Annotated in this window: 23 protein-coding genes; 22 read left to right on the forward strand and 1 reads right to left on the reverse strand. The window is 68.3% G+C overall.

What is annotated here, in order from left to right; genetic code table 11:
- The first annotated feature begins 7 nt into the window (after nt 1–7).
- The 22 genes from QZ500_RS11070 to QZ500_RS11175 all read left to right on the forward strand — a co-directional run bounded on the left by QZ500_RS11070 (nt 8) and on the right by QZ500_RS11175 (nt 15,755).
- Nucleotides 8–979, forward strand: coding sequence for a hypothetical protein (locus QZ500_RS11070; RefSeq protein WP_295855154.1), 972 nt, complete (start codon nt 8–10; stop codon nt 977–979).
- Nucleotides 980–981: 2 nt separating this feature from the next.
- On the forward strand, nt 982–1,491 hold the full coding sequence (locus QZ500_RS11075; protein ID WP_295855156.1) for a hypothetical protein: 510 nt from the start codon (nt 982–984) through the stop codon (nt 1,489–1,491).
- Between the two features lie 2 nt (nt 1,492–1,493).
- Complete coding sequence (locus tag QZ500_RS11080) at nt 1,494–2,045, forward strand: phage tail protein (protein ID WP_295855159.1); 552 nt, start codon at nt 1,494–1,496, stop codon at nt 2,043–2,045.
- Complete coding sequence (locus tag QZ500_RS11085; protein ID WP_295855163.1) at nt 2,042–2,500, forward strand: phage virion morphogenesis protein; 459 nt, start codon at nt 2,042–2,044, stop codon at nt 2,498–2,500. Before QZ500_RS11080 ends, QZ500_RS11085 begins: the two co-directional genes overlap by 4 nt.
- An 84-nt stretch (nt 2,501–2,584) precedes the next feature.
- Entirely contained in the window at nt 2,585–3,013 is a 429-nt protein-coding gene (locus QZ500_RS11090; protein ID WP_295855165.1) for a phage baseplate assembly protein V, read from the forward strand.
- The gene (locus QZ500_RS11095) at nt 3,013–3,483 is read left to right on the forward strand and encodes a hypothetical protein (protein ID WP_295855168.1); all 471 of its coding nucleotides are present in this window, start codon (nt 3,013–3,015) and stop codon (nt 3,481–3,483) included. Before QZ500_RS11090 ends, QZ500_RS11095 begins: the two co-directional genes overlap by 1 nt.
- Nucleotides 3,471–3,755, forward strand: coding sequence for a PaaR repeat-containing protein (locus QZ500_RS11100; protein WP_295855171.1), 285 nt, complete (start codon nt 3,471–3,473; stop codon nt 3,753–3,755). Before QZ500_RS11095 ends, QZ500_RS11100 begins: the two co-directional genes overlap by 13 nt.
- An 11-nt stretch (nt 3,756–3,766) precedes the next feature.
- Nucleotides 3,767–4,117, forward strand: a complete 351-nt coding sequence (locus tag QZ500_RS11105) for a GPW/gp25 family protein (protein ID WP_295855174.1) — start codon at nt 3,767–3,769, stop codon at nt 4,115–4,117.
- Nucleotides 4,114–5,010, forward strand: a complete 897-nt coding sequence (locus tag QZ500_RS11110; protein ID WP_295855177.1) for a baseplate J/gp47 family protein — start codon at nt 4,114–4,116, stop codon at nt 5,008–5,010. The genes QZ500_RS11105 and QZ500_RS11110 overlap by 4 nt, the downstream gene beginning before the upstream one ends.
- Nucleotides 5,003–5,626, forward strand: coding sequence for a phage tail protein I (locus QZ500_RS11115; protein ID WP_295855180.1), 624 nt, complete (start codon nt 5,003–5,005; stop codon nt 5,624–5,626). Before QZ500_RS11110 ends, QZ500_RS11115 begins: the two co-directional genes overlap by 8 nt.
- A gap of 14 nt (nt 5,627–5,640) precedes the next feature.
- The gene (locus tag QZ500_RS11120; RefSeq protein ID WP_295855182.1) at nt 5,641–6,306 is read left to right on the forward strand and encodes a phage tail protein; all 666 of its coding nucleotides are present in this window, start codon (nt 5,641–5,643) and stop codon (nt 6,304–6,306) included.
- 3 nt (nt 6,307–6,309) lie between these two features.
- On the forward strand, nt 6,310–6,633 hold the full coding sequence (locus tag QZ500_RS11125) for a hypothetical protein (RefSeq protein ID WP_295855185.1): 324 nt from the start codon (nt 6,310–6,312) through the stop codon (nt 6,631–6,633).
- Between the two features lies 1 nt (nt 6,634).
- A complete protein-coding gene (locus QZ500_RS11130; RefSeq protein WP_295855186.1) occupies nt 6,635–8,521 on the forward strand; it encodes a hypothetical protein in 1,887 nt (628 codons plus the stop codon).
- Nucleotides 8,522–8,524: 3 nt separating this feature from the next.
- Nucleotides 8,525–8,974 (forward strand): hypothetical protein, encoded by a 450-nt coding sequence (locus QZ500_RS11135; protein WP_295855189.1) that lies wholly within the window; start codon nt 8,525–8,527, stop codon nt 8,972–8,974.
- A gap of 104 nt (nt 8,975–9,078) precedes the next feature.
- Nucleotides 9,079–10,275 carry a phage tail sheath protein gene (locus QZ500_RS11140; RefSeq protein ID WP_295855191.1) on the forward strand — a complete coding sequence of 399 codons (1,197 nt, stop codon included), beginning with the start codon at nt 9,079–9,081 and terminating at the stop codon, nt 10,273–10,275.
- 41 nt (nt 10,276–10,316) lie between these two features.
- Nucleotides 10,317–10,829: a phage major tail tube protein gene (locus QZ500_RS11145; RefSeq protein WP_295855193.1), complete on the forward strand. Its 513-nt coding sequence runs from the start codon at nt 10,317–10,319 to the stop codon at nt 10,827–10,829.
- Nucleotides 10,830–10,900: 71 nt separating this feature from the next.
- Nucleotides 10,901–11,260, forward strand: coding sequence for a phage tail assembly protein (locus QZ500_RS11150; RefSeq protein WP_295855194.1), 360 nt, complete (start codon nt 10,901–10,903; stop codon nt 11,258–11,260).
- Nucleotides 11,261–11,268: 8 nt separating this feature from the next.
- The gene (locus tag QZ500_RS11155) at nt 11,269–11,388 is read left to right on the forward strand and encodes a GpE family phage tail protein (RefSeq protein ID WP_295855196.1); all 120 of its coding nucleotides are present in this window, start codon (nt 11,269–11,271) and stop codon (nt 11,386–11,388) included.
- Between the two features lie 14 nt (nt 11,389–11,402).
- On the forward strand, nt 11,403–11,567 hold the full coding sequence (locus QZ500_RS11160) for a hypothetical protein (RefSeq protein WP_295855200.1): 165 nt from the start codon (nt 11,403–11,405) through the stop codon (nt 11,565–11,567).
- Between the two features lie 27 nt (nt 11,568–11,594).
- A complete protein-coding gene (locus tag QZ500_RS11165) occupies nt 11,595–14,282 on the forward strand; it encodes a phage tail tape measure protein (RefSeq protein ID WP_295855202.1) in 2,688 nt (895 codons plus the stop codon).
- Between the two features lie 19 nt (nt 14,283–14,301).
- Nucleotides 14,302–14,724 (forward strand): phage tail protein, encoded by a 423-nt coding sequence (locus tag QZ500_RS11170; RefSeq protein WP_295855205.1) that lies wholly within the window; start codon nt 14,302–14,304, stop codon nt 14,722–14,724.
- A gap of 62 nt (nt 14,725–14,786) precedes the next feature.
- On the forward strand, nt 14,787–15,755 hold the full coding sequence (locus tag QZ500_RS11175) for a contractile injection system protein, VgrG/Pvc8 family (protein WP_366763017.1): 969 nt from the start codon (nt 14,787–14,789) through the stop codon (nt 15,753–15,755).
- A 22-nt stretch (nt 15,756–15,777) separates the two neighbouring features.
- On the opposite strand, the gene QZ500_RS11180 is transcribed toward QZ500_RS11175, so the two are convergent.
- Nucleotides 15,778–18,180: a PAS domain S-box protein gene (locus tag QZ500_RS11180; RefSeq protein ID WP_295855209.1), complete on the reverse strand. Its 2,403-nt coding sequence runs from the start codon at nt 18,178–18,180 to the stop codon at nt 15,778–15,780.
- Nucleotides 18,181–18,266 lie beyond the last annotated feature (86 nt).

Below are 18,266 nucleotides of genomic sequence, written 5' to 3' on the forward strand. Positions count from 1 at the left end.
AGCCCCCATGTTCGACCGCAAGCCCTCCCTCACCCGCTGGCGCACCTGGGCCGTGCTGGTGCTGCCGGCCCTCGTCATCCTCGGCACCGCCCTCCTGTCGCCTGACGGCTGGCGCGACCCGCTGGTCAAGTGCATCGGGCTGGCCTGGTCTGCCCTGGCCGTCGCGCTCACGCACAGTGCCCGCACCGCCCTGTTCGACTACGTGCAGGCCGGCCAGGCGTGGCGCAAGTCGCTGGAGGGCAGCACCGGCGCCGGTCTGTCGTTCCTCGGCATCTGCGTGGTGACGGCCGCCCTGTTCCTCGGCCTGGTCAGTTTCGCGCGCGCCCAGCCGCTGCCGCCCGGCGCCGTGGCCCTCGGCCCGGCCGTCTTGCAGGAAATCGACCAGCACTGGCCCGACATCCCCCGGCGCTCCTACGTCGGCGCGCTTATCGAGAAGGAAACCTGCATCACCCTGCGGCACCCCTACTGCTGGAGCACCGCCGCTCGCCTCAAGACGGCGCGCGAAGAAGGCGCCGGCCTGGGCCAGCTCACCCGGGCCTGGGCGGCTGACGGATCGCTGCGCTTCGACGCGCTGGCCGAGGTCCGCGCCCTGGCGCCGGCCGCCCTGCGGGACCTGACCTGGGCCACCGTCTACCAGCGGGCCGACCTGGGCGTGCGCGCCATCCTCGTCAAGCTGCGGCACTGCGATCGCCGGCTGCAGCAGCTCGGCGTGGCCGACGACATGGCCCGGGTCGCCTTCTGCGACGCCGGTTACAACGGCGGCGATGGCGGCGTGCAGAGCGAGCGCCGCGCCTGCGGCCTCGTCGCCGGCTGCGACCCCGACCAGTGGTTCGGTCACGTCGAGCGGCATTGCCTCAAGAGCCGGGCGAAGTGGCAGGGCTACGGAGACAGCGCCTGCGACATCAACCGGAAGCACGTGGCCGCCACCGTGCCCATCGAGCCGCGCCGCGTCCGCTACGTGGCGCTCCTGGGCGTCTGACCATGCGGGGCGCCCTCGTCGCCTGCTTGGTCGGCGCCGTCGTGGCCGTCGCGTGGTCGGCAGGCCTGTATCGCCTCGGCCATGACAACGGCGCCGCCGAAGTCACCTCCGCGCGCGACGCGCAGGACCGCCGCGCCGAGCAGGCCGCCGCGACCGATCGCGCGCTGCAACACCAGCTCATGGAAACCCTGGCCGGCCAGCACGCCCGCGAGCTGGCCGCCCTCAACCGCAACGATGGAGCCGCCCGTGCCCGTATCTCGTCCCTGCCTGGCCGCGCTTGTCTCGATGCTGGCACTGTCGGCGTGCTCAACGCCACCGGCACCAGCGGTGCAGACCCTTTGCGAGCCCCTGCCCTCGACCCTGCGGGTGCGCCCGCAGCCGTTGCCACCGATCGGGATGTCGCCGAGCACATCGCCACCTGCCGCACCCGCTATGGCGAAATCGCCAGCCAACTGAGCGCCATCCTCGACATCGAGGACCGCCGCCACCCGTCCGCTGACCCGGCGCCATAGCCATGCGTAAACCCGCCGCGCTGCGCGCCCACATCACCGCGGCCACGCCCGAGCTGCAGCGCGACCCCGACAAGCTGGCGGTCTACGTCAACGCCGGAAAGATCGTGGCCGCCGCCGCCGGCTCGCTCTCCTTTGAGTACCGCTACACCCTCACGCTCACGGTGCTCGACTACGCCGGCCACCCCGATGCCATCCTCGTGCCGATGCTGGCGTGGCTGCAGCGCCATCAGGTCGAACTGTTCGACAACCCCGATACCCGAGAAAAGGCCATCCGCTTCGAGGCCGAATTCTTGAACAAGGAAACCATCGACCTGACGATCGAGGTGGACCTGTCCGAGCGCGTGATAGTCAAGGCTGTGCCCGCCCCGACGCCACCCGCCAACGGCCAACCGGCACCGCTGCCGCCCACCACCGCCACGCGCTACACCATCGAGCACGTGGGCGAGCAGCCCCGCCCCGGCACCTTCGACCAGCGCGAGCACTACAGCCTGTGGCTGCGCGACCAGTTGCTGGCCGAGTGGGACCACGATCCCGGCATAGTCCCCGCAGGATGAGCGACCCCCTCACCTCGCTCGAGGACTGGCTGTCGCCGCTGCTGGCCGCGCTGTCGGCGCAGGAGCGCCGCGAGCTCGCCCGCAAGGTCGGCCAGGACCTGCGCCGCACCCAGGCCGCCCGGATCGCCGCCCAGCGTGCCCCGGACGGCTCCGACTACGCCCCGCGCAAGGCACCACCCACCCGCGCGCGGGCCATGCCCGGCAAGATTCGCCGCACCATGTTCGCCAAGCTGCGGACCGCCAAGCATTTCAAGGTACAGGCCACCGAAGAAGGCGTGGCGGTCGGCTTCCTCGGCCGCGCGGCCCGCATCGCCACGGTGCACCAAGAAGGCCGCGAGGATCGCGTGAAGCCCGGCGGCCCCACCCACCGCTACCCGGCCCGCCCGTTGCTCGGCTTCACCGATGCCGAGCGCGAACAGCTCCGCGACAGCGTGCTGGCCCACCTGACCGGCTGACGGCAGGGACCGCCGTTGTTGCACAGCGGGTGCAACGCCGTATCCCCTCGCCTCCTGCGCGCGCGATCGGCACCATCGGTGTCGATGAACCAACTACCGCAGTCCGCCGATTCGCCGATGGACTTGGTGCGCCGCCTGGAGAACATGGTGCGCCTCGGGACCGTCGCCGAAGTGCAGCACGCCGCCCCGGCCCGCTGCCGCGTTCGGTCCGGCGACCTGTTGACGGACTGGCTCCCCTGGCTCGCCCGCCGCGCCGGCGGCGCCGTCGAGTGGCACCCGCCGACCGTCGGCGAGCAGTGCGTGGTCCTCTCCCCCGGCGGCGACCTGCTGCAGGGCGTCGTGTTCCTCGGCGCCTACAGCGACGCGCACCCGCAGAACAGCGAATCGCCGACCGAACACCGCCTCACCTGGGACAACGGCGACTTCATGGCCCACGACAGCGCCACCGGCGAGCTGCGGATCCAGTGCAGCGGCGCCGTGCGCATCGCCGGCGAAACCGTGCACCTCAACTGATGCCGTCCGCCGCCATGCACGCCACCTGCGACCACCACCACCACGCCCCACTGGCCGACGGCCAGGTGATGCAGTTCGACCCGCTGCGCGTCGCGCTGCCCGGCCACTTCCTGCGCATGGAGCCCTACCAGCCGGCGGATATCCGCATCGAGCAGGGCGCGTGCGGCTTCGCCGTCGTCGGACACTACGGCTTCGAGCTGTTCACCGGCCATTGCTTCGAGGTGACGGTCGACGGCCAGCGCCGCATGTTCGACCGCTGGAAGGACCTGCCCGCCGTCATCGATGCCGTCGTGCGCTTCCTGCCCGGCACCGATCCGCACGATGTGGACTTCACCATCCACTACCAGCACGCCGGCGAAGCGCGGAAGCTGCGCCACAACGTGCACAACGCCCCGCACGGCTGGGTCGCCCGCCTGCGCGAGCTGCTGGCGCGCGAGCGCCAGGGAAAGGCCGCGCCGTGCCCGCAGTGACCCGCGTCGGTGACGCCGACATTTCCCACTGCAGCGGCATGACCCGGGCCGAAGGCTCGCCCGACGTGTTCTGCAACGGCCGCCCCATCTCGCGCCAGGGCGACAACAACACCGGCCACCTCCTGCCGCCGTCGCCGTGCGCATCGCACGCTGCGCCCATCGCGGTCGGCAGCACCACGGTTTTCATCAACGGCCGCGGCTGCGGCCGCGTCGGCGACGCCACCTGCACCGCAGTGGCCGAAGGCTCGCCCGACGTGTTCGCAGGGGGTTGACCGTGCCCGGCATGAACGTCAACACCGGCGCGGCCCTGGCAGACATCGACCACCTGCGGCAGAGCATCGCCGACATCCTGCTGACGCCCATCGGTTCGCGGCTGCAGCGCCGCACCTACGGCAGTCTGCTGCCCGAGCTGATCGACCACCCCGACAACCCGACCACGCGGGTGCGCCTGCACTCGGCCACCGCCGGCGCCCTCATGCGCTGGGAGCCGCGTCTGCGCGTATCCCGGGTCCGCTTCTACAGCGGGCCGCAGCCCGGCCAAGCCACCGTCGAGGTGAGCGGCATCTACCTGCGCGACGGCATCGAGCGCGAGGTCGACCTGTCGGTGCCCTTGGCAACGGGGGTCCGCCCATGAGCGGCACTATCGACCTGAGCAAGCTGCCGGCGCCGGCCGTCCTCGATCCGCTGGACTTCGAGACGATCCTGGCCGGCATGCGCGCGAAGCTGCTGCAGCTCTACCCGGCCGCGGCCGATGTCATCGACCTGGAGTCCGAGCCGCTGCAAAAGCTCCTGCAGGTCGGCGCCTACCAGCAGCTCGTCCTGCGCGCCCGGGTCAACGATGCGGCCCGCGCCTGCATGCTGGCCTACGCCACCGGGACCGACCTCGACAACCTCGCCGCCCTGCTGGCCGTCGAGCGCCTGGTGCTCGACCCCGGCAACCCGGGCGCCCTGCCGCCCGTGCCGGCCGTCATGGAGTCCGATGCGCGCTTGCGCCAGCGCGCCCAGCTTGCCCTGGAGGGCGAAACCGTTGCCGGCAGCGTCGGCAGCTACACCTTCCATGCGCTGTCCGCATCGGCCCAGGTCAAGGATGTGGCGATCGACAGCCCCATGCCCGGAACCGTCCGCGTCACCGTCATGGCCGCCGATGGCAACGGCACCCCGTCGGCCGGCTTGCTCGCCACCGTGGCCGCGCAGCTCTCGGCTGACGACATCCGGCCGCTCACCGACACCGTGGTGGTCCAGCCCGCCGGTGTCGTGCCGTTCGCTGTGACGGCAAGCCTCATCGTCTACCCCGGCCCGGCCCCGGCGCCGATCCTGGCCGCCGCGCAGGCCGCGCTCGCCGATTACCTGGCCGAGCACGCCCGCCTGGGCCACGACGTCACCCTGTCCGGCCTGTATGCCTGCCTGCACCGCCCCGGCGTGCAACGCGTCGTGCTGGCGAGCCCGGCCGCCGATGTCGTCATCGCCCCCACCCAGGTTGGCCACTGCACCGCCGTCACGGTCACGCTGGGGGCGACCGATGTCTGAGCGCACCCTGCTCCTGCCGCCGAACCAGTCCGCCCTCGACGCGGCCCTGGCCGTCGCCTGCGCACCCGACGCCGATGCGGCCGACGTGGCGCGCTTGTGGGACGCGCAACGCTGCCCGCTGCCGCTGCTGCCCTGGCTCGCCTGGGCACTCTCGGTCGATGAGTGGGACGCCGACTGGACCGAGGCGCAGCAGCGCGCTACCGTCGCCGCCTCGATCGCCCTCCACCGCAAGAAGGGCACCCCCTGGGCCGTGCGCCAGGCGCTGGAGCGCGCGGGCATCGAGCAGGTCCGCCTGGTCGAGCACATCCCGGGCGCCCATTGGGCGGAATTCGATGTGGACCTCACCGTGGTCGACCGCCCGCTGGTCGAGTCCGTCGTCGCCAAGATCGCCGGCCTGGTCGATGCGTACAAGCCCGCTCGATCGCATCTGCGCCGCCTGGTGGTGTCCGTCGGAACCATCGGCAGCATGCGCACCGCCTGCGCCACCTTCGGCGGCGACATCACCACCGTCTACCCGCACAGCGTGTCCGCCATCGAGGCGCTGCCGCTGGCCGCGCGCTTCGGGCTCGCCACCCATGACCACGGCAGCGTCGCCGTCTACCCCCGGGCCGCCTGAGCCTGCCACCCCCCATGCCCACGCCAACGCCCTACTACACCCTCCTGACCGCGATCGGCGCGGCCGAACTCGTGAACGCCCAGGCCAGCGGCGTCACCGTGCCGCTGACGCACCTAGCGATCGGCGACGGCAACGGCGCCCTGCCGGCCTTCACCGAAGCCACGGCCACCCTGGCCCATGAGGTGCACCGCGTGCCGGTCAGCAGCATCACGGCCGACGTGGACAACCCGAATTGGCTGGTGGTCGAGGCGGTGCTGCCGGCCGCGATCGGCGGCTGGACCGCGCGCGAGGTGGGCCTGATCGGCGGTGTCGGCGCCGGCGGCAAGCTCATCGCCGTCGGCACCTTCCCGGCCACCTACAAGCCGGTCCTGGCCGAGGGCAGCGCCCGCGACCTGGTGGTGCGAATGATCGTGCAGGTCGGCAACGCCGCGGCGGTGCAGCTCACCGTGGATCCATCGGTGGCGGTGGCGACGAACCAGTCGATCGCCAACGCGATCGCGGCGCACGAGGCGAAGGCCAACCCCCACCCGCAGTACATGCGCGCCCTGGACGGCGCCGCCCTGCTGGTCGCCCACGTCAACACCGCCGACCCCCACACCCAGTACTACAACGCCGCGCGGCTCGCCGCGCACCTCTCCAACAAGCGCGCCCAGCGCTACTACTTCGCATCGGGGATGTGATCCATGCCTTCTGGAAAACTCGGCGCCGCGCTGCTCGCGGCTGCAGCTGACACGCTGCTCTGCACTGGCGAGCCGGACAAGGTGACGACCCTCACCGTTAGCCTGTGCAACGTCGGCGGGGCGACTGCCAAGGTGCGCCTGGCTGTCGGTACGGGCGCAGCACCGGCCGCAGCCGATTACCTCGAATACGACCCCCCGATCAACCCGGGAAGCCCGCCGCTGGAGCGCACCGGCATCGTGATCTCCGCCGGTGAGAAGGTGTGGGTGCGCAGCGACGTGGCGGCCACCATCGCCGCCCGCGCGCACGGCTTCGTGGAGGCTGCATAACATGGGACGCAACGCGAATGCAGGCGTCGCCGCCGCGGCCGTCGGGACCATCGACAGCGCCACTGCGGCCGCCCTCGGCCAGATCACGCCACTCGTCGCTGCCGAGAACTTCGCAGCCGGCGACCTGGTGTTCAGCGACATCAAGCAAAACACCTACCACCGCCTACTCGGTGCGCCTCCTACCTTGGCCCTCGCCGCCGGCCCGGCCGCGATGGCGTACACCCATCAGCTCGCGTCTGCCCAACAGTCAGCCGCGGCATCCGTGACCCTGCCCAACGGCGACACGGTGGTGGCAACCTGCGCCATCACCACGGCCGGAAATCAGTACACGATCTCTGTAGCGCGCTACTCGCCGCGAGGTGTTCAGCTCGCCCGGTACGACGTGGAGCCGACTACGGGTAGCGTACTTTCCAACCTGATGCTCACGGTGCTGTCGAACGGCAACATCGCCCTTGGCTACATCCGCAACGCGGCCGGCCGCTTTGTGATTCTGTCGCCGTCGATGCAACCGATCGCGTCGGGCAACCCGAACGGCACCTCGCAAGGGCTTATCTACTTGCAGGAAACCAACAACGGCGGTTTCATCATCGTTCACTCGACAGGTTTCACCTTCGTCAGCGCGACGGGCGTGCAAACCCAGCTCTACACCGGCGATGTCAACAACCTGGCGCGGCAGGCCGACCTGAACGATGATCAAGCGGCGCTCTACAACCCGCGCTGCCACGTCGTGGAGAACCTGGCGCCGGTCCCGCTCAGCAATGGCGGCTTCGGCTTCTTCTTCTGCAAGGGCGGGCTCGGGGTCAGCCTCCTGCAGGCCAACGCCGACGGCACCTTGCGCACGCCGGTCGCCTCGCTACTCGCCATCGGCGCCCAGGGCATCAACGGCCTTCGGGTGGGCCTGGCCGGTCAACCCGGCGCGGGCGGCAACATCGCCTGGGCTGTCCAGCTCGCCAACAACGTCGGGTACTACGGGATCGTCAGCGATGCCGGCAACATCGTTCTGGGCGCGACCGCCGATGGCACGCTGCTCGGTCCGGGCGGCAGCGAAATGAAGGTGCTGGCCGACGCAGTGGGCGGCTTCGTGTTCATCGCCAACATCTCCGCCGGTGGCTACGCGATCCACTACACCAGCGGCACCGGCGTCGCCAAGGCAGGCTTCCCGAAGAACCTGTTGCCGTCCGGCGGGGGAAACGCCAAAGCTGTCCGCACGCCGACCGGCACGGTGTTCGTGCATTCGTCAACCAGCGCCGCAACCGAAGGCACGTTCATCAGCCTCTCGGGCGTGATCACAACCTCCACACTCTGGAACTTCGGCAACGGGGTGGCGGGCATCCACGCGCTGCTGGTGCATGCGGGCGTCGCCTACGGCGCAACGTCCGTCAGCGAGGGCAATGCAAACCTGGCTGTGTTCTCGGTGTCCGATGCCGGAGTCTTCGACGCGGTGCCGGTCTATACCGCCGTGATGGTCGCCTACAACTCGGAAATGCGTGTGGGCCGGGACACCGCGGGCAAACAGCTGATCGTGGTCTACAAAGGCGTGGCGGTGACGTTCACCCTCGACGCTGCAAAGTCCAAAATTCAAACCTACTTCAATCCGTCGATCTCGGGGAACACCAAGGTCCGCTTCACGCCATTCGGCTTCCAGCAATGCGATCAGACCAACGGCAACTATGCCTCGGCCTGTCTGCTGGTGAAGTATCAGAACACCGTCCTGCGCGGCGTCGCTGCCGCAGCCGCTGCCGCCGGCGGCGCCCTGACAGTCAACACCCGGGGCGACTTCGTGACGACGTATGCGAATTACGCCGGCACCTTCGACCACAGCGCCAGCAATCCGCCGGGCGCCAAGGGCTTCATCGACAGCGGATACCTCCGCCTCAACGGAAACTGACCCATGCCCGCACTCATCGATCACAACGATGTCGCGCACGAGTTCACCTCGGTCATCGCGCTCGACCAATGCCTGGAACTCGACGGCGGCCGCTGTTTTACCGGCGGCTGGTCGGACTACCGCTTCGTCGGATACGTGCCGCCCGCCAGCGCTCCAGCGCCTGGCGTCACGGTCACCGTTACCCCGCCCGAGTTCAAGCTCCTGTTCACCGCGCCCGAGCGGATCGCCATCAAGCGCATTCGCGCGAGCACCGACCCGGAACAACAGAACCTGTCCGACGCCTTCGACGACTTCTTCGACATCCTCGATGACCCGCGGTTGACCCACGTCAACCTGTCGCTGGCGTCCACCCAGGCCGGCATCGCGCAGGTACTCACCGTGCTGCACGGCCTGGGCGTGGTCGAGGACATCGAGGCCCGCACCGCGGCCATCCTCTCGGGCGTGCTTCAGTAGCAGCATCTGCCGTTGTGGCACAGCGGGTGCAACGCAGCATCCGCTGGCCCGCGCGCGCGCGGCGCGGTGCAATGGGGGCACCTCCTACCGCAAGGCTCAACCCCATGCCCACCGAATACCACCACGGCGTACGCGTCATCGAAATCAACGAAGGCACGCGCCCGATTCGCATGGTTTCGACGGCCGTCATCGGCCTGGTCGCCACCGGCTCCGACGCCGATGCGGCCACCTTCCCCCTCAACAAGCCGGTGCTCGTCACCAACGTGTTCGCCGCGATCGGCAAGGCCGGCACGCTGGGCACCCTGGCCGCCTCGCTCGAAGCCATTTCCAAGCAGGTCCGCCCCGTCATCGTCGTGGTGCGCGTGGCCGACGGTGTGGGCGCCACCGCCGCAGAAAAGGCAGCCGACCTGAATAGCAAGGTCATCGGCACCGTCACCAACACCGGCCAGTACACCGGCGCGAAGGCCCTGCTGGCCGCCCCGTCGCAACTCGGCGTCAAGCCCCGCATCCTCGGCGCGCCGGGCCTCGACACCCAAGCCGTGACGGCCGAGCTGGTCAGCATCGCCCAGCAGCTCCGCGGCTTCGTCTATGCCAGCGCGCACGACTGCAAGACCGTGGCCGACGCGACCGCCTACCGCAACCTGTTCGCCGCGCGCGAGCTGATGCTCATCCATCCCGACTTCACCCGCTGGGACACCAGCACCAGCGCAACCGTCAACGCGCCGGCCACTGCCTATGCGCTAGGCCTGCGCTCGAAGATCGACCAAGACATCGGCTGGCACAAAACCCTGTCGAACATGGCAGTCAACGGCGTCACCGGCCTGAGCCGTGACATCTACTGGGACCTGCAGAACCCGGCCACCGATGCCGGCGTGCTCAACGCGGCCGACGTGACGACGCTCGTCAACAAAAACGGCTTCCGCTTCTGGGGCTCGCGCACCTGCAGCGATGACCCGCTGTTCGCTTTCGAGTCCGCCACCCGCACCGCCCAGGTGCTGGCCGACAGCATCGCCGAGGCGCACATGTGGGCGGTGGACAAACCCCTGCATCCGTCCATCGTGAAAGACATCATCGAAGGCATCAACGCGAAGTTCCGCGAGCTGAAAGCCTTCGGCTACATCATCGACGGCAGCGCCTGGTTCAACGAGGAATTCAACACGTCGGCCACGCTCAAGAGCGGCAAGCTCACCATCGACTACGACTACACGCCGATCCCGCCCATCGAGGATCTGACGTTCCAGCAGCGCATCACCGATCGCTACTTCGCCGACTTCGCGGGCCGCGTCGCCGCCGGCACCTGACCCGACCGCCGCCCCTCTCAACGCATCGCCCTGGAGGCCCCATGACCTTGCCCCGCAAGCTCAAAAACTTCGTGCTGTTCAACGACGGCGTGTCCTACGCGGGCGAAGTGCCCGAGGTGCAGCTCCCCAAGCTGTCCCGCAAGATGGAGGACTACCGCGCCGGCGGCATGAACGGCCCCATCAAGCTCGACTTCGGCATGGAAGCGCTCGAAATGGAATGGACCGCCGCCGGTTACCTGCGGTCCCTCCTGACCCAATGGGCCGAGCTGCGGCACGACGCGGTGCTGCTGCGCTTCGCCGGAGCGCTGCAGGCCGACGACGTGGCCGACGCGATCCCGCTGGAGGTGGTGGTGCGCGGCCGGCACTCCGAAATCGACTTCGGCAAGCACAAGGCCGGCGACGCAACGGAAATCAAGGTCAAGAGCGTCCTGAGCTACTACAAGCTCACCTACGACGGCGAGGTGCTGCACGAAATCGACCTGATGAACATGGTCGAGATCATCGCCGGCGTGGACCGCCTCGCGCGGGTCCGCACCGCCCTCGGCATCGCCTGACCGGCGCCGTCCTGCCGCGGCGGCCGACGCCGCGGCGCCTTCCTCTCTGCCCTCCCTCCTGAGCCACCACCATGCCCGACGCATCCGAAACCCTCCCCGCATCCGCTGCACCGTCCGCCACCCCGGCCGCCGGCCCCGTCATGGCCGGCACCGTCACCCTCGATGTGCCCATCAAGCGCGGATCGCAGACCGTCACCCAGGTGCAGGTCCGCCTGCCGAAGTCCGGCGAGCTGCGCGGCGTGTCGCTGGTCGCCCTGCTGCAGATGGACGTGGGCGCCCTGCAGACCGTGCTGCCGCGCATCACCACGCCCATGCTCATCAAGGCCGACGTGGACAACCTCGACCCCGCCGACCTGGTGCAGCTCGGCACCGAGGTGTCGAATTTTTTGCTGCCGAAGGCGGACCGGGTGCCGGCCTCCCCGACCGCGTAGAAGAAGCCATGGCGGACCTGGCCCTGGTGTTTCACTGGCGGCCGGCCGACATGGAGGGTTTCACCCTGACCGAACTGATGGAGTGGCGCGAGCGCGCCCGCGCGCGCAACACCCCCGCCGATGAGTAGTACGATGCGCCCACATGTCCACCGTCCTGTCCCTGCTGTTCGTCGTCCTGCTCTGCCTGGCAGTGCTGGCGTTCGTCTGCTGGCCGCTCCTGGCGCTGTCGAGCGTATGGGCGTATTTCTCCGCCCGCGAGGACGCCGAGCGGGTGCGCGACATGGAGCGCGTCCTAGCCGGCGACTGACCGGCCGCACCCCGGCAGGGGGTGCCCGTGGCGAATGACCTGCGCCTGCAGGTTGTCCTGCAGACCATCGACAAGGCAAGCGCCGTCCTGCGCAAGATCAATGCGACCGGCGGCGAAGCTGGCAAAGCGCTGAAAGAAACCCGCGACCGGCTCAAGGAACTCGACCGCGCCCAGGCGGACATGCGCGGCTTCCGCACCACCACGGTCCAGCTCCGTACCCAGGGCCGGACCTTGCAGGAGCTTCAGGAAAAGGGCGTGCGCTTCGCGGCCCAACTCGAAGAGCAGCGCACACGGCACATCAACATCAAGGCGAGTCTGAAAGTCGCCCAACAGGCACACAAGGAACTTACCGAGCGATATCAAGACGGGAAGATCGAGAGCGCGGCATACACGCGCCAACTCGAACTTGCGCGCATCAGTCTGCTGTCAAACCAGTCGGCCTATGAACGGTCCGCCGCCGCCCTGTCGAAATTTAAAGCGCAGGTCAAGAATGTCGGCGATCGCACTGCCCAAGTCGGCGCCCAGATGCGTGCCGGCGAAGATCGCCTCGCAGGCTACCGGAGGCGGTTGGAAGAGGCGGGCATCGGTACGGATGGGCTGGCCGGCAAGACCCGCGCATATCGCGCCAGCGCGGAACAGCTCAACGCCACGCTAAAACTGCAGGAGGCGCAGTTAAAAGGGGTTGCCGACAAACAGCGTGCGTTGGCCGACCTCAAGGCACGGCACGCCAAGGCGATGCTGCACACCGGCATGGCCGCCGGCACCGGTGTGGCGCTCAAGGCCACCGGCGAGGCCGGCGTGCGCACGGTGCTCGGCCCCGTCCGCAGCTACATGGCCCATCAGGACGCCATGCTCGGCGTCGCCCGCCAGGTCGAAGGCGCCCGCGAGCTGGGCCAGCTCACGCCGGTCTATCGCGCGATCGAGGAACAGGTGCGCAGCCTGAGCCATGAGCTGCCGATCCCGACGACGCAGATCGCGGAAATGGTCACCGCCGCCGCCCGGATGGAGGTGCCGCGCCAGGAGCTGCAGAACTTCGCCCGCACCGCCGCGATGATGGCGACCGCCTTCGACGCCGTGCCCGACCATGTGGCCGAGTCGATGGGCAAGGTCGCGAAAAACTTCAAAATTCCGGTGACGGAAATCGCGGGCCTGGCCGACTCCATCAACTACCTCGATGACAACGCCATCAGCAAGGGCAGCGACATCATCGACTTCCTCAACCGCACGTCGGGCGTGGTGTCCACCGTCGCCATGTCTGCGCGGGACGCGGCGGCCATCGGCTCCACCCTGCTGACTCTCGGCGAGCGGACGGAAACCGCCAGCACCGCGACCAACGCCATCGTGCAGAAGTTCGCCGCGGCGACCAAGGGCTCCAAGAAGTTCCAGGCCGCCCTCGGTGAGATCGGCCTAAAGGGAAAGGACGTGCAAAAGGGCATGTCCGTCGATGCCGTCGGCACGCTCGACAAGGTGATCGCCGCCATCGGCAAGTTGCCGAAGGACAAGCGCATCGGCGTGATGGTCGAGCTGGCCGGCCTGGAGCACTCCGACACGCTGGCGAAGCTGGTGGACAAGCCCGAGGAACTGCAGCGCCAGCGCGATCTGGCGAACGGCGACAAGGCCAAAGGCGCGATGGCGCGCGAGTTCGAGGCCCGCATGCAGAACATGTCGGCGCAACTCCAGACCACGCAAAACCGGGCATTCAACCTGGGCGCCGTGCTGGGCGAGCGGCTGGAGCCGGCCCTGGCACGCATTAGCGCTGTCGTGAATCCGCTGTTGGAGCACTTCACCCGCTTCGTGCAGAACAACCCCGCCCTGGTCAGCGGCGTGCTCACGCTGGCCCTAGCAGCCTCCGCCCTGGTCGCAGCCTTCGGCATGCTGCTGATCCCGCTCGCCCTGGTCGTCGGCAAGATGATGCTGGCGCGCTTCGTGTTCGCGTACTTCTCGGGCCCTGTCCTGGCGACCGTCGCCGGCGGCTTCGCCAAGCTCGTGGGCGTGTTCTCCTGGGTGGCGCGCGGCGCCGGGTTGATGTGGTCCGCCTTCGTCGCCGGCGGCCCTGTCGTGTGGGCCATCACTGCCGTCATCGTCGCCCTGGCCGCGGCCGCGTACCTGATCTATCGGAATTGGGGTCCGATCGCCGCCTTCTTCCAGCAGCTCTGGACCACCGTGCGCGGTGCCTTCGACTCGGCCCTCGCGTGGCTGGTGCAGCTCCCCATGCGCTTCTACAACGCCGGCGCGGAAATCATGAACGGACTAGCGAACGGCATCACCGGCACGCTCGGCAAGGTCAAGGACGCGATCGTCGGCGCCGCGGGTGCCGCGCTCGGCTGGTTCAAGGAAAAGCTGGGCATCCAAAGCCCGAGCCGGGTTTTCATGGCCGCCGGCCAGTACATCGGCGAAGGCGCGGCCATCGGCATCGACAACCGGCAGGCCCAGGTGCGCCGGGCCGCGGCCGCGCTGGCTGCCTCGGCGATGGTCGCCATGCCGGGCGCCGCGATGGCGGGCGACGCGCTCGGCGTCGATGCGCGGCCGCCGCTCACCGCCGGCCCGCGGACCGCGCAGGCCGCCGCCGCCGGCGGCGACACCATCACGATCAACATCACCGCCGCGCCCGGCATGGATGCGCAGGCCATCGCCCGCGCCATCAGTGCCGAGCTGGACCGCCGCCAGCGCGAGCGCGGCGCCGCCGCCCGCTCGCGCCTCTCCGACATCGACTGACCGCCAGGAGCCGCCCGTCATGATGATGGCCTTCGGACAATTCGTTTTCAGCCTCACCACCGCCGCGTTCCAGGAGCTGCAGCGCCAGACCACCTGGCGCCACCCGTGGCACAGCCGCGTCGGCGCCCGGCCGGCGCGCCAGTTCGTCGGCCCGGGTGACGACACCATCGACCTCAACGGCCTGGTGGCGCTCGAAATCACCGGCGGCCGGGTCGGCCTGGACCAGTTGCGCAAAATGGGCGACAGCGGCGCGGCCGAGCCACTGGCCGACGGCGCCGGCCGCATCTACGGCGAGTTCGTGCTCGAGTCGATGAACGAAACGCACAGCGTGTTCCTCGCCGACGGCACCGCCCAGCGCATCGAATTCCAGCTCAAGCTCACCCGCGTCGATGACCGCCGCGCCCAGGCCGCCACCGTCCGCGCGAACGGGCTGGACGACTGATGGCCGCGCACCCCCGACCCATCTACCGCCTGACCCTCGACGGCCGGGACATTACTCCGACCGTGGATCCCCGCCTCATCGGCCTGAGCCTGACCGAGTGCCGCGGCGACGAGGCCGACCGGCTGGACCTGTCGCTCTCCGACCATGACGGCCTGCTCGATATCCCCGGCAAGGGCGTGGAGCTGTCGCTGGCGATCGGCTGGGCCGACACCGGCCTGGTCGATAAAGGAACGTTCGTGGTGGACGAAACCGAACATACCGGCGCGCCCGACATGCTCACCATCCGCGCCCGCAGTGCCGAACTGCGGCAGTCCCTGCGGGTGCGTGCCGAGCACAGTTACCACCGCACCACCGTCGGCGCCATCGTCGGCACCATCGCCGGCCGCAACCAGCTGACGCCGCGCGTGGATCCCACGCTGGCCGCCCTGCCGGTCGAACACATCGACCAGATCGGCGAGAGCGACGTCAACTTCCTCACCCGCCTGGCGAAGCAGCACGACGCAGTGTGCACCGTCAAACGCGATCGGCTGCTGTTCCTGCCCATCAACGGCACCACCACCTCGGGCGGCCAGCCGCTGCAGGCCGTCGCCATCACCCGCGCATCGGGCGACAACCATCGCTACCACACCAGCGACCGCGACGCCTACAGCGGCGTGCGCGCGTACTGGCATGACCCGGGCAAGGCCAAGCGCCGCGGAGTGCTCGTCGGCGCCAGCGGCAACGCCAAGCGCCTGCGCGAAACCTATGCGAACGCCACAGACGCGCTGCGCGCCGCCAAGGCGGAATATCAGCGCGTGAAGCGCGGCGCCTCCACGCTGGAGCTGACCCTGGCCTTAGGCGTGCCGCTGCTCGGCCCGCAGGTGCCGGTGTCGGTGGCAGGCTTCAAACCGCAGATCGATGGCACGTCGTGGCTGACGGTCAAGACGACGCACACGATGGGTGATGCGGGCTTCCACACGCGGGTGGAGCTGGAGAACGCGGATGCGCCTGCGCCGGGCGCGAACTACACGCCCGACGACGACGCTGATTAGCCAAACATGCGCCGGACGCCGGTCAAGGCACGTCGATCAACTGTTCCACCCGCGCCACGAATAGGTCCATCGCGAATGGTTTGGTCAGCACGTGCATACGCGCCGGCAGCTCGCCTGACAGCGACTTCTCCGCATAACCGGTCACGAACAGCACCGGCAGGTCCGGCCGCTTCACCCGCATCGCATCAGCGATCTGCCGACCGTTCATGCCGCCCGGCAGGCCGACATCCGTGACCAGCAGGTCGATGCGTGCTTCCGACTGCAGGATCGCCGTCGCGCTGGGCCCTTCACCGGCCTCCAGCACGGTGTAGCCCTGTTCCTGCAGCACTTCGACCAGCAGCATGCGCACCAATGGCTCGTCATCGACCACCAGGACCGTCTGGCCGACTTGTGCGAGCGGTGTCGCCACTGTTTCGCTGGCAATCTTCTCGACTTCATGAATATGGTGCCGCGGCAGGCAGATGGTGACTGTCGTGCCTACATTGACGAACGAACGGATCCGCACGTCTCCGCCGGATTGCTTGGCGAATCCGTAGACCATCGAGAGCCCCAGCCCGGTCCCCCGGCCTGACGGTTTTGTCGTGAAGAACGGCTCGAACACCCGTTTGATGACCTCGGGGGGCATGCCGCCCCCGTCGTCCTTCACATCGATCGCGACATACTCTCCCGGCTCGATCGCCCAGCGTCCCGCCTCGGCTTCGCCCATCGGATAGTTAAAGGTCGTGATGTTCAAGGTGCCGCCATTGGGCATCGCGTCGCGGGCGTTGATGCACAGATTCAGCAGGGCGTTGTCGAGTTGGCTGGGATCGACCAGCGAACTCCACAGGTTCGGATCGAGCCGGGTCGTCAACGTGATCTCCGGTCCGATCGTGCGGTTGATGAGCTCGGCCATACCCTCAACCAGCCAGTTCACGTTCGTGGGCTTCGGATCGAGCGTCTGCTGGCGCGAGAAAGCAAGCAGCCGATGGGTAAGCGCTGCCGCACGCTGGGTGGCGCCCAAGGCGATATCCAGGTACTTGTCCAGCTGGTCGAAGCGACCCTGCGCGCCGCGTTTCTTCACCAGTTCCAGACTGCCGCCCACGCTGGTCAGCAGGTTGTTGAAGTCGTGCGCCAAGCCGCCGGTGAGTTGGCCAACGGCCTCCATCTTCTGGGACTGACGCAGGGATTCTTCCGCTACCTCACGCTTCGCCAGTTCCTCGAGCACCTGGGATGCAAGGCGGCGGTTGGCGTCTTGAACCGCTTCTTCCGCACGCTTGCGTGCGGTGATGTCGATCCCGGCACCGGTCATTCGCAGCGGCTGCCAAGCCTCATCTCGGATCACGATACCGCGTGCGGAGATCCACATGGGCTCACCGCCCTTTTGCAGAAGCCGGTATTCGCATGCGTAGTCCGCGCCGTCTTTCAGTGCGCGGTCGATCGCCTGCGCAACCATCGCCTGATCGTCGGGATGGATGCCTTCTAAGAACCGCACGAGGGGCGCCCCGGCCGCGGCCTCCTGCGGATCGACGTCATAGGCTTTGGCGAATTTCGCATCGGCGTACACCACATCGCCGCGAATGTCCCAATCCCAAATGCCGATCATGTCGGAAGCGTTCAGCGCGGCCTGCAGGCGTTCCTGGCTGCGAGCCAGCTTGCTCTCGACAGACCGCACGTCCGTCACATCGCGAGAAACTGACAGCAGCCGGGAGACAGTGCCATCGCGGCCACGGATGGGAGAGACCTGCACATCCCAGTACTTCTCGGTACCTTTAAGCGTGGGGGCGAATGCCTGGAAGCGCGCACCTTCACCGACGCGGGCGCTGTCGATTGATGCCGCTACCTGGGCTCGCGCTGCATCCGGCCAAAGGTCGGGCCAGAACTTTCCTTGGATCTGGTCAAAGTTTTCGACCTCGAGCGCAGAATGGCCGCCTTCGCTCAGGTAGACCAATCTGCCATCGAGGGTCAGTACCTTGATGCAGTCGGCCGACGACGCCAGGACGCTTTTCAGAAAGTCGGTTTCGGACCGTAGGACACCTTCGTCGATCCGTTTGGCCGTGGAATCGCGCAGGATCTTGAGATAGCCAACATGGGTTTTGTTGCTATCGAGCAACGGCATCATTTCGCCGCTGGCCCAGAACCGTGAGCCGTCCTTGCGCAGATGCCAGCGTTCGTCCGAGGCGCGGCCTGCTTCCCGGGCGCAGCGCATTTCAGTGTACATCCGACCTTCTGCACGATCCTCGCGCGTGAAGAAAAGGTTGGCGTCTTGTCCGACCATCTCGGAGGCAGACCAGCGCAGGATGTTCTCTGCGCCAGGGTTCCAGTCGGTGACGATGCCGTGCAGATCGATGCCGATAACGGCGAAATCTACGGCGCTGTTGAAGATCGACCGGAGGCGCTGATCTGTGCTTGCGCTGCCGCTTTCTTGGGCCCGCTCGTTGTTATCCATGTATGACCACCACCGTAACTACTGACAAATGTACGGCGGGGGTTATAAGGGTTGTTTCGGTTGATCGAAAGGCTGAAAAAAGTGGT

Source organism: uncultured Xylophilus sp. (assembly GCA_913776965.1).
Lineage (GTDB): Bacteria > Pseudomonadota > Gammaproteobacteria > Burkholderiales > Burkholderiaceae_C > Xylophilus.

Bases quoted from the DNA above. Each gene is read 5' to 3' on its own strand.
- QZ500_RS11180 (WP_295855209.1), bottom strand. From the start codon at position 18,180: ATGGATAACAACGAGCGGGCCCAAGAAAGCGGCAGCGCAAGCACAGAT.
- QZ500_RS11130 (WP_295855186.1), top strand. From the start codon at position 6,635: ATGGGACGCAACGCGAATGCAGGCGTCGCCGCCGCGGCCGTCGGGACC.
- QZ500_RS11120 (WP_295855182.1), top strand. From the start codon at position 5,641: ATGCCCACGCCAACGCCCTACTACACCCTCCTGACCGCGATCGGCGCG.
- QZ500_RS11105 (WP_295855174.1), top strand. From the start codon at position 3,767: ATGAACGTCAACACCGGCGCGGCCCTGGCAGACATCGACCACCTGCGG.
- QZ500_RS11080 (WP_295855159.1), top strand. From the start codon at position 1,494: ATGCGTAAACCCGCCGCGCTGCGCGCCCACATCACCGCGGCCACGCCC.
- QZ500_RS11095 (WP_295855168.1), top strand. From the start codon at position 3,013: ATGCCGTCCGCCGCCATGCACGCCACCTGCGACCACCACCACCACGCC.
- QZ500_RS11145 (WP_295855193.1), top strand. From the start codon at position 10,317: ATGACCTTGCCCCGCAAGCTCAAAAACTTCGTGCTGTTCAACGACGGC.
- QZ500_RS11150 (WP_295855194.1), top strand. From the start codon at position 10,901: ATGCCCGACGCATCCGAAACCCTCCCCGCATCCGCTGCACCGTCCGCC.
- QZ500_RS11155 (WP_295855196.1), top strand. From the start codon at position 11,269: ATGGCGGACCTGGCCCTGGTGTTTCACTGGCGGCCGGCCGACATGGAG.
- QZ500_RS11125 (WP_295855185.1), top strand. From the start codon at position 6,310: ATGCCTTCTGGAAAACTCGGCGCCGCGCTGCTCGCGGCTGCAGCTGAC.
- QZ500_RS11135 (WP_295855189.1), top strand. From the start codon at position 8,525: ATGCCCGCACTCATCGATCACAACGATGTCGCGCACGAGTTCACCTCG.
- QZ500_RS11140 (WP_295855191.1), top strand. From the start codon at position 9,079: ATGCCCACCGAATACCACCACGGCGTACGCGTCATCGAAATCAACGAA.
- QZ500_RS11085 (WP_295855163.1), top strand. From the start codon at position 2,042: ATGAGCGACCCCCTCACCTCGCTCGAGGACTGGCTGTCGCCGCTGCTG.
- QZ500_RS11070 (WP_295855154.1), top strand. From the start codon at position 8: ATGTTCGACCGCAAGCCCTCCCTCACCCGCTGGCGCACCTGGGCCGTG.
- QZ500_RS11170 (WP_295855205.1), top strand. From the start codon at position 14,302: ATGATGATGGCCTTCGGACAATTCGTTTTCAGCCTCACCACCGCCGCG.
- QZ500_RS11110 (WP_295855177.1), top strand. From the start codon at position 4,114: ATGAGCGGCACTATCGACCTGAGCAAGCTGCCGGCGCCGGCCGTCCTC.
- QZ500_RS11075 (WP_295855156.1), top strand. From the start codon at position 982: ATGCGGGGCGCCCTCGTCGCCTGCTTGGTCGGCGCCGTCGTGGCCGTC.
- QZ500_RS11160 (WP_295855200.1), top strand. From the start codon at position 11,403: ATGTCCACCGTCCTGTCCCTGCTGTTCGTCGTCCTGCTCTGCCTGGCA.
- QZ500_RS11115 (WP_295855180.1), top strand. From the start codon at position 5,003: ATGTCTGAGCGCACCCTGCTCCTGCCGCCGAACCAGTCCGCCCTCGAC.
- QZ500_RS11090 (WP_295855165.1), top strand. From the start codon at position 2,585: ATGAACCAACTACCGCAGTCCGCCGATTCGCCGATGGACTTGGTGCGC.